Source organism: Celeribacter sp. (assembly GCF_048259695.1).
GTDB lineage: Bacteria > Pseudomonadota > Alphaproteobacteria > Rhodobacterales > Rhodobacteraceae > Celeribacter.
On record NZ_JBLXHL010000034.1, the window covers coordinates 1 to 8,457 of the forward strand.

The 8,457-nt window shown below is 56.4% G+C and carries 8 protein-coding genes and 9 pseudogenes; 2 read left to right on the forward strand and 15 right to left on the reverse strand.

Annotation, left to right across the window (positions count from 1 at the left end):
* Window positions 1–7: 7 nt before the first annotated feature.
* From rplE to ACN0Q0_RS16930, 7 genes and pseudogenes are all read right to left on the reverse strand, one after another.
* The gene (rplE, locus tag ACN0Q0_RS16900; RefSeq protein ID WP_216043840.1) at window positions 8–571 is read right to left on the reverse strand and encodes a 50S ribosomal protein L5; all 564 of its coding nucleotides are present in this window, start codon (window positions 569–571) and stop codon (window positions 8–10) included.
* A pseudogene (gene rplX, locus ACN0Q0_RS16905) lies at window positions 571–875 on the reverse strand (50S ribosomal protein L24). The gene rplE and the pseudogene rplX overlap by 1 nt, the downstream one beginning before the upstream one ends.
* Window positions 865–1,236: a 50S ribosomal protein L14 gene (gene rplN, locus ACN0Q0_RS16910; protein WP_417244421.1), complete on the reverse strand. Its 372-nt coding sequence runs from the start codon at window positions 1,234–1,236 to the stop codon at window positions 865–867. Before rplN ends, rplX begins: the two are co-directional and overlap by 11 nt.
* Window positions 1,237–1,325: 89 nt before the next feature.
* A complete protein-coding gene (rpsQ, locus tag ACN0Q0_RS16915; RefSeq protein ID WP_066608601.1) occupies window positions 1,326–1,553 on the reverse strand; it encodes a 30S ribosomal protein S17 in 228 nt (75 codons plus the stop codon).
* Entirely contained in the window at window positions 1,523–1,762 is a 240-nt protein-coding gene (gene rpmC, locus ACN0Q0_RS16920; RefSeq protein ID WP_417244422.1) for a 50S ribosomal protein L29, read from the reverse strand. Before rpmC ends, rpsQ begins: the two co-directional genes overlap by 31 nt.
* A 174-nt stretch (window positions 1,763–1,936) precedes the next feature.
* Window positions 1,937–2,131, reverse strand: coding sequence for a hypothetical protein (locus ACN0Q0_RS16925; RefSeq protein WP_417244423.1), 195 nt, complete (start codon window positions 2,129–2,131; stop codon window positions 1,937–1,939).
* Window positions 2,132–2,363: 232 nt separating this feature from the next.
* Window positions 2,364–2,672 (reverse strand): ferritin-like domain-containing protein, encoded by a 309-nt coding sequence (locus ACN0Q0_RS16930; protein ID WP_417244424.1) that lies wholly within the window; start codon window positions 2,670–2,672, stop codon window positions 2,364–2,366.
* A gap of 338 nt (window positions 2,673–3,010) precedes the next feature.
* On the opposite strand from ACN0Q0_RS16930, the pseudogene ACN0Q0_RS16935 reads away from it, so the two are divergent.
* Window positions 3,011–3,617, forward strand: a pseudogene (locus ACN0Q0_RS16935) (TIGR02466 family protein).
* 38 nt (window positions 3,618–3,655) lie between these two features.
* Here ACN0Q0_RS16935 and ACN0Q0_RS16940 read toward each other — a convergent pair.
* Window positions 3,656–4,153: pseudogene (locus ACN0Q0_RS16940) on the reverse strand (ion transporter).
* A 41-nt stretch (window positions 4,154–4,194) separates the two neighbouring features.
* Between ACN0Q0_RS16940 and ACN0Q0_RS16945 the strand changes: the two are divergent.
* Window positions 4,195–4,578 (forward strand): hypothetical protein, encoded by a 384-nt coding sequence (locus ACN0Q0_RS16945; protein ID WP_417244425.1) that lies wholly within the window; start codon window positions 4,195–4,197, stop codon window positions 4,576–4,578.
* A 23-nt stretch (window positions 4,579–4,601) separates the two neighbouring features.
* Here the strand turns inward: ACN0Q0_RS16945 and rplP are convergent.
* The 7 genes and pseudogenes from rplP to rplD all read right to left on the reverse strand — a co-directional run.
* Window positions 4,602–5,010: pseudogene (gene rplP / locus ACN0Q0_RS16950) on the reverse strand (50S ribosomal protein L16).
* 70 nt (window positions 5,011–5,080) lie between these two features.
* Window positions 5,081–5,722, reverse strand: a pseudogene (gene rpsC / locus ACN0Q0_RS16955) (30S ribosomal protein S3).
* A pseudogene (rplV, locus tag ACN0Q0_RS16960) lies at window positions 5,722–6,101 on the reverse strand (50S ribosomal protein L22). The pseudogenes rpsC and rplV overlap by 1 nt, the downstream one beginning before the upstream one ends.
* Before the next feature lie 3 nt (window positions 6,102–6,104).
* Window positions 6,105–6,383, reverse strand: a complete 279-nt coding sequence (gene rpsS / locus ACN0Q0_RS16965) for a 30S ribosomal protein S19 (protein ID WP_066608563.1) — start codon at window positions 6,381–6,383, stop codon at window positions 6,105–6,107.
* A gap of 3 nt (window positions 6,384–6,386) precedes the next feature.
* Window positions 6,387–7,076: pseudogene (gene rplB, locus ACN0Q0_RS16970) on the reverse strand (50S ribosomal protein L2).
* 537 nt (window positions 7,077–7,613) lie between these two features.
* Window positions 7,614–7,909, reverse strand: a pseudogene (locus ACN0Q0_RS16975) (50S ribosomal protein L23).
* Window positions 7,906–8,457 (reverse strand): annotated as a pseudogene (gene rplD, locus ACN0Q0_RS16980) (50S ribosomal protein L4); the annotation flags it as partial. The pseudogenes rplD and ACN0Q0_RS16975, both read right to left, overlap by 4 nt.

The following is an 8,457-nucleotide window of genomic DNA, read 5'->3' on the forward strand; positions in this document are numbered from 1 at the left end:
CGCGCGATCAGCTGTTGAAAGGCATGTTGAAAGCTTTCAACAGGCTCTTTGCTTCAGCATCGGTTTTCGCCGTTGTGGCGATGACAATGTCCATACCCCAGACTTCGTCCACTTGGTCGAAGTTGATCTCAGGGAACACGATATGCTCTTTGATGCCCATGGCGTAGTTGCCACGGCCGTCGAAAGATTTGCCGGAAACACCGCGGAAGTCGCGGATGCGGGGCATAGCGATCGTGATCAGACGGTCGAGGAATTCATACATACGGTCGCCACGAAGAGTGACTTTTGCGCCAAGCGGCATGTCTTCACGAACGCGGAAACCAGCGATGGATTTCTTGGCTTTCGTGGTGAGTGCCTTTTGACCGGCGATGGCCGAGAGATCTTCCTGAGCGGATTTCGCTTTTTTGGAATCACGCACAGCTTCAGCACCGCAACCGATGTTGAGAACGATTTTGTCCAGACGCGGGATCTGCATGTCGTTTTTGTAACCGAACTCTTCTTTGAGAGCGGCACGAATGCTGTCCTTGTATGCGGCCTTCAGACGCGGGGTGTAATCGGTGGTATCGAGCATCAGATCACGTCTCCCGTAGTTTTGGCGTAACGCACCTTTTTGTCGCCTTCGAATTTGAAGCCGACGCGGGTGGCTTTGCCGTTGGCGTCGAGAAGCGCGAGGTTCGACAGATCGATCGGAAGAGCTACCGGCTTGCGGCCGCCTGATCGCCCTGCGTTGCACGCACGTGACGGATGGCGATGTTCACGCCTTCCACAATGGCTTTGCCTTTGGCGGGCAGCACAGTGGTGATTTCACCCTGTTTGCCTTTGTCTTTGCCGGCAAGCACGACGACCTTGTCGCCTTTTTTCAACTTAGCAGCCATTAGAGCACCTCCGGGCGAGCGAGATGATCTTCATGAAGTTCTTCGCGCGAAGCTCACGGGCCACCGGCCCGAAGATACGGGTGCCGACCGGCTCGTTGTTGTTGTTGAGGATAACGGCCGCGTTGCGATCAAAACGGATCGCTGTCCCGTCTTCGACGGACTTCTTCGGCGGTGAACGACGACGGCCTTGCGGACGTCCCTTTTTCACACGGCCACGCGGAATTGCTTCCTTGACCGACACCACAATGATGTCGCCCACGGAGGCATAACGACGGTGTGAACCGCCGAGGACCTTGATGCACTGAACACGGCGAGCGCCGCTGTTGTCAGCTACATCCAGATTGGTCTGCATCTGGATCATTCGGTTTCTCCCGACCTTTGGGGCGACCTGCAGCGATCGTGATCCCCAGGGTTTCGATTAAGCTGGGAGGAGGCTTGTTCAATCACAGATTAAACGAGCACTTCCCAACGCTTCGTTTTCGACTTCGGAGCACATTCCACGATGCGGACGGTGTCACCGACGTTGAATTGGTTGTTCTCATCGTGAGCCCGGTATTTCTTGGACTTACGGATGGTCTTTTTCAGAACCGGGTGTTTGAAACGACGTTCAACAGACACGGTAACAGTTTGTTCGTTTTGGTTCGAGGTTACGACCCCGGAAAGAATACGCTTCGGCATAGGTGTCGCTCCTTATTCGGCTGCAGATGCAGCTTTCCGTTCAGAATGGTTTTCACACGAGCGGCCGCACGGCTGCTGCGGATCTGAGCGGTATTTTCGAGCTGACCCGTGGCCTGCTGAAAGCGCAGGTTGAAGGATTCTTTCTTCAGGTTGGCAAGCTCGGTCTTGAGCTCGTCCGGCGTTTTGGCACGCAGTTCTTGGGCGTTCATAATTCGCCTCTCCTTGGTTCCTGTTAGCACCGGAATGCGCCCTTTTAGGGGTGACATTCAGTCCGGTGGGTTATGTCAAAACACCGATCCCTGACGAAATCTGCGAGATGCGTTCCTATAAGGGGTATTGCCGTGCTGGCAGGGCCAGAATGCCCGCGCCCGTGCAAACACCGGTTAATTCGGCAATTGCACCGGATAATATGTCCCCGTCCAGCCCTCAAGCGTATCGCGGGCCTCGATCTGCACTTCAGTCACGCCGTCGGGAATGTCCACGCCGGACAAGGAACGTGTGAAGGGCTGCTCATGGACATGCGGATGGGCGAGGACACGGTGGCCCAGTTCGGTCCCGTCCATATCCAGCACCGCCATCCATCGGCATAATGGTCCACCCGTATCGGGATGCGAGAGCGTGACATCAAAGCGCCACGCCTCTCCCGAACGGTGACGTTGACCTCTTCAATCACGGGAGGGTCGGCGGCAAGCGGAGCGGCGGCGAGGAGAAAACAGCAATATATTTCATGACCTCACCTTAACATACCGGCACCCTGTGCCGCATCACATCTTTATCAGCAAAACCCGCGCCAGGCCGGGTCTCTATGTATCAAAGGGCGATCAAACCAGAAGGCTTGCGCTTATTCCTCTTCCGCCTCACCGGCAGAGCACATTTCGAGGCGTAATTCTGTTCCCCGATCCGTTCGATCAGACTCAGTTGCAATTCCAGCCAGTTCTGATGCCCCACCTCGTCAATCGCGATGGTCTCGAACAATCTCTTCGTCTTGAGATCACCCGCCTCATAAGCCGCTTTCGCCGCCTTGGTGTAGAATTCGGTGGCCTCTTTCTCGTCAGCGAGATCCATGTTGAACATGTCTTGCAGCGACTTGGCGACTTTCGGCGTGGTGGCAAATGCCATTTCCGGCTCTCCGCCAACTCGAACATCCGCTCAGGAACAGGTTCGAGTGTCGGTCTCTTCCTCAAACTCCTCGCGCATCTGGTCGGCCAGCTTGTCCAGCCCCCAGTCGTCAGCACATGGGCGTGCAACTGATACTGGTGCGCGGCGCTCAACTCCATCTGGAGTGCGGTGTTGAGGTTCTTCAGCGTGGTTTCATTGGTCATGGTGTGGCCTCCTGTTCATTTAGTTTATACATGGGGCTGCGAGTGAAAATTTCATCCCGAGATTGCGCTTTTTCTGCGCACATGCGATGTGGCAAAGGGCACTCCAGTGCCTCCCCTCATTCAGCGGAGAGCAACATGGCCGATATCAGATCCCTTTCGTCCCGTCTTTACAAAGCCAAACTCGGTGAATTCTCCCCGAGGTCGATCAGGACGAGTTGTTCGACAGCTGCTATGCCATCGCCGAAGATGACGAGCCGGCCAGAAATGGTGCGAGGACAAAGGTTATCCGGTTACACCTCCTACGCCTCGCTCACCGACCTGCCGTGGCGCTTTCCGATCTTTAAGGACATCGTTGAAAGCCTCGACCAACATGTCGCAAAATTTGCCGAGGATTTGCAGTTCGATCTGGGTGATCGGAAGCTGGTGCTCGAGACCTCTGGATCAACATCCTGCCCGAAGGCGGCTATCACTCCGCCCATATCCACCCCATTCCGTGATCTCCGGCACAACCTGGCCATGCCGGACAGGGCCTCAGCCTGCGCCTCGAAGATCCGCGCCACGCCATGATGATGGCCGCGCCTGCCGCATCAGGACGCGCGCCGCGAAATGCAGAACTTCATCTATGTGGCACCGGAAGCTGGGGACATCCTGCTGTGGGAAAGCTGGCTGCGCCACGGTCATGATGAACCAGTCCGAATTCGATCGGGTCTCGGTCAGCTTTAACTACAAGTGGGGCGAGTAACGGCCCGCAATCACGGGCCGGAACGGTCTTAACGCCGCTCAAGGCCCGCTCGATCCGCTCCAAACGCGCCAACACGTCGTCACGGTAATCCCCGTGGCGGCGTTTTCTTCTTCGGCATGGGCATCCTGCATGGTCGAGACGATAAGACCGACAACAAGGTTCATCACCGCAAAGGCCGTAATCAGGATGAAGGGCACAAAGAACAGCCATGATTGCGGATGGACCTCCATCACCGGACGCACGATCCCCATCGACCAGCTTTCCAGCGTCATAACCTGAAAAAGCGTATGAGAGGACGCGCCCAGCGTGCGAACCATTCGAGAAGGTCGGGCCGTAGAGCTTCGTTGCGATCACCGAGCCGATGTAAAGATAATCCCCGTCAACAGAAAGACCGAGGCCATACCCGGCAGCGCGGGGATGAAGGCTTCGACCACCCGACGCAGGCTCGGCAGAACCGAGACCACGCGCAGCAACCGCAAGATACGCAGGGCACGGGCACGGAGAGCCCTCCCCACCGGCGAGAGCGAAATCCCCACAATGGCGAAGTCAAAGAGGTTCCAGCCGTCGCGGAAGAACCGTGGCCCTGCGCATAGATTTTGGCGAGCAGTCCAAAACGAAGATGCTCAGGCAAATCATGTCGAGCGTCTCGATCAACCACCCTGCCCGCGCCATGACCTTGCCGGAGGTTTCAAGGCCGAGGATCACGGCGTTAAACAGGATCACTCCCATAATGAGTGACGCGTCACGGACGGTCAAGGAAATCGGAAATCTGTGTGCGCATCTTGGCCTCTATGGGTCAGTTCGCCGTAGAGATAGTGGAGCAGGCGGGCAGCTTAAAGCCCTGAACCGGCTCTCTTTGCATATGCAGAAAGAAAAACCCCACCAACTGCTTGGCGGGGTTTCTATATTGCTCTGGTGGTTTTTCATCGCCTTTCAAAGAAAAGCAAAGAAAGACCCGTGACATCCACTCGCGGAAAGCACGTCTTACCAGTCTTCGCGAACCACGGTGCGGGTTTGATCGGAAGTTTCATTGCAGCAAGGCGCAGAGCCTCACGAGCAACATCTTCCGAAACACCGTCGAGTTCGAACATCACGCGGCCCGGTTTGACTTTGCAGACCAACGGTCAACAGAGCCTTTACCTTTACCCATACGCACCTCGACCGGTTTCGCGGTCACAGGGGTGTCGGGGAAATGCGGATCAGACACGGCCCTGACGCTTCATGTGACGCGTCATGGCACGACGTGCAGCTTCGATCTGACGCGCAGTGATACGCTCGGGCTCAACGGCCTGAGGCCGAATGTGCCGAAAGTCAGATCGGAACCACCTTTTGCCTGACCGTGAATACGGCCTTTGTGCATTTTGCGGAATTTTGTACGCTTTGGCTGAAGCATGTCTCAGATCTCCTTAGCGACGGCCGCGGTCGCCGCGAGGGCCGGACCAGCAGCTTCTTCGGCGCGACGGTCACGAGCCTGCGGATCGTGTTCCACTGATCTCGCCTTTGAAGATCCAGCATTTGATGCCAATGATGCCGTAGGCGTTGTCGCTTCCGAGTGGGCGTAATCGATATCAGCCCGCAGGGTGTGAAGCGGCACACGGCCTTCGCGATACCATTCGGTACGCGCGATTTCGGCACCACCGAGACGACCGGCAACGTTCACGCGGATGCCGAGGGCACCCATACGCATGGCGTTTTGCACGGAGCGTTTCATGGCACGACGGAAGGACACACGGCGCTCAAGCTGCTGCGCGATGGACTCGGCAACGAGTTGGGCGTCAAGCTCCGGCACGCACTTCAACGATGTTGAGGTGCAGCTCGGGTCGGTCATCGTGGCGATTTTCTTGCGCAGGTTTCGATGTCTGCGCCTTTCTTGCCGATGATGACACCCGGACGTGCAGTGTGGATCGTAACGCGGCACTTCTTGTGCGGCGCTCGATGATCACACGGCTGATGCCGGCTTGCTTGCATTCTTCCTTGATGAAATCACGGATCTTGATGTCTTCGAGAAGAAGATCACCGTAATCCTTGCTGTCGGCGTACCAGCGGCTATCCCAGGTGCGGTTGACCTGGAGACGCATGCCAATCGGGTTAACCTTATGACCCATTAGTTTTGCTCCTCAACTTGACGCACCTTGATGGTGATTTCCGCGAACGGCTTCATGATCTTGCCAAAACGACCACGGGCACGCGGGCGACCGCGCTTCATGGTGAGGTTTTTGCCGACCCAAGCTTCGGCGAGGATGAGTTCATCGACGTCCAGACCGTGGTTGTTCTCGGCATTGGCAATCGCACTTTGCAGACATTTCTTGACGTCTGCAGCGATACGTTTGTTGGAGAAAGTGAGGTCCGTAGGGCCTTGTCCACTTTCTTACCACGGATCATCTGAGCCACGAGGTTCAGTTTCTGCGGCGAAACGCGAAGCATTTTGGTTTTCGCCATTGCTTCGTTGTCAGCCCCGCGCCGGGCATTTCCTCCCTTCCTCATGACTTACTTCCGTTTCGCCTTCTTGTCTGCGGCGTGACCGTAGTAGGTCCGAGTCGGTGCATATTCACCGAACTTCTGACCGATCATGTCTTCCGAGACGTTGACGGGGATATGCTTGTGACCGTTGTACACACCAAAGGTGAGACCAACGAACTGCGGCAGGATGGTGGAGCGGCGGGACCAGATCTTGATGACCTCGTTGCGACCGCTCTCGCGAGCTTTTTCGGCCTTCTTGAGGACGTAAGCGTCCACAAACGGGCCTTTCCAGACAGAACGTGCCATATCTTAGCGACCCTTCTTCTTGGCGTGACGCGAGCGGATAATAAGCTTGCTGGACGCCTTGTTCTTGTTGCGCGTTTTTGCGCCTTTGGTCGGCTTGCCCCAGGGCGTAACCGGGTGACGACCACCAGAGGTCCGGCCTTCACCACCACCGTGAGGGTGATCGATCGGGTTCATAACACACCACGCACGGAGGGACGGATGCCCTTGTGGCGGTTACGACCGGCTTTACCGAAGTTCTGGTTGGAGTTGTCAGGTTGGACACGGCACCAACGGTGCACATGCATTCCTGACGCACGAGGCGCAGTTCGCCAGAAGAAAGGCGGATCTGGCGTAGCCACCGTCACGACCAACGAATTGGGCGTAGGTCCCTGCTGCACGGGCGATCTGGCCGCCTTTGCCGGGCTTGAGCTCGACGTTGTGCACGATGGTACCAATCGGCAGACCGGAGAACGGCATAGCGTTGCCGGGCTTCACGTCAGCCTTGGAAGAAGCAACAACCTTGTCGCCAACTGCCAGACGCTGCGGAGCCAGGATGTAAGCCTGTTCGCCGTCTTCATATTTGATAAGCGCGATAAACGCGGTGCGGTTCGGGTCATATTCGATCCGTTCCACGGTCGCTGCGACGTCAAACTTGTTCCGTTTGAAATCGACAACACGATAGAGACGTTTTGCCCCGCCGCCTTTGCGACGCATCGTGATCCGTCCGGTGTTGTTCCGGCGCCATTCTTGGTCAAACCCTCGGTGAGAGATTTGACCGACGCCCTTTCCAAAGCTCCGAACGGTCGATCAGAACCAACCCACGTTGGCCAGGCGTCGTCGGTTTGTACGACTTAAGTGCCATAGTTTCTGTCTTCCGTTTGCTTTGGGTCATGTGATGTAGCGGTTCGCTACGACCCGTTTTCGTCTAAGGCCGGGGCTTGGTGACCTCGTCCCACACAAATCACGGGCCCCAAGAACGAATCCGGGGCCGTGAGATGGGCGGTGTATAGGGGAGTTGGGAGTGAGTTCATAGTGGAGAGGAAATAATCCACTATGGGTGACTTTCGCGGTGAAGATATGCGCACAAGTGCGAAGCGCGCTTCCTATGATGTACCTACAACAGATCGCCAGACAGGCCGTGAGAAACGACCTGCGCACCAGACAAGTTCCTCAATATGGCCGCAGAAACTTCCAACAACGAAAGCCCCCACTTCGTGGAGGGCTTCTTCATCGCTACCAGTTCCGAGAGTCTCAGAGACCGGTGGTCACGTCGATCGAGTTACCTTCTTCGAGCGTGACATAGGCTTTCTTGACGTCTTTACGCTTGCCGGGCTGACCGCGAAAACGCTTAGTCTTACCTTTGGTGACAACCGTGTTGACCGCTTTCACCTTCACACCAAAAAGCTCTTCAATCGCTTTTTGATCTGCGGCTTGTTGGAGTCGATAGCGACTTCAAAAACTACAGCACCGTTTTCAGAAGCCAGCGTGGCTTTCTCGGTGATGATCGGTTTGCGGATCACGTCGTAGAGTTCAGCTTTGTTGGTCATTTCAGGCGAGCCTCCAGAGCTTCGACCCTGCTTTGGTGATCACGAGCGTGTCACGTTTCAGGATGTCATAGACGTTGGCGCCAATGGTCGGCAGCACGTCAACGTTGGCGAGGTTCGCAGCCGCAGCTTTGAAGTTCGCATCAACGTCAGCACCATCGATCACCAGAACGCGCTTCCAGCCCTGCTCTTTGACAGCTTTCGCCAGCAATGCGGTTTTGGCTTCTGCGAGTTTCGCATCTTCCACAACCACGAGATTGCCAGAGGCCGCTTTCGCGGAGAGTGCGTGCTTCAGACCAAGCTTGCGGAATTTCTTCGTCAGCTCGTGGCCATGGGAACGCGGGGTCGGGCCTTTGTAGATACCACCTTTACGGAAGATCGGTGCCTTGCGGGAACCGTGGCGTGCGCCGCCGGTGCCTTTTTGGCGATAGATCTTTTTGGTGGAGTAGGACACTTCCGAGCGGGTCTTGACCTTGTGCGTGCCTTGCTGCGCGTTGTTACGCTGCCAGCGAACCACACGGTGCAGGATGTCTGCACGCGGCTCAAGACCG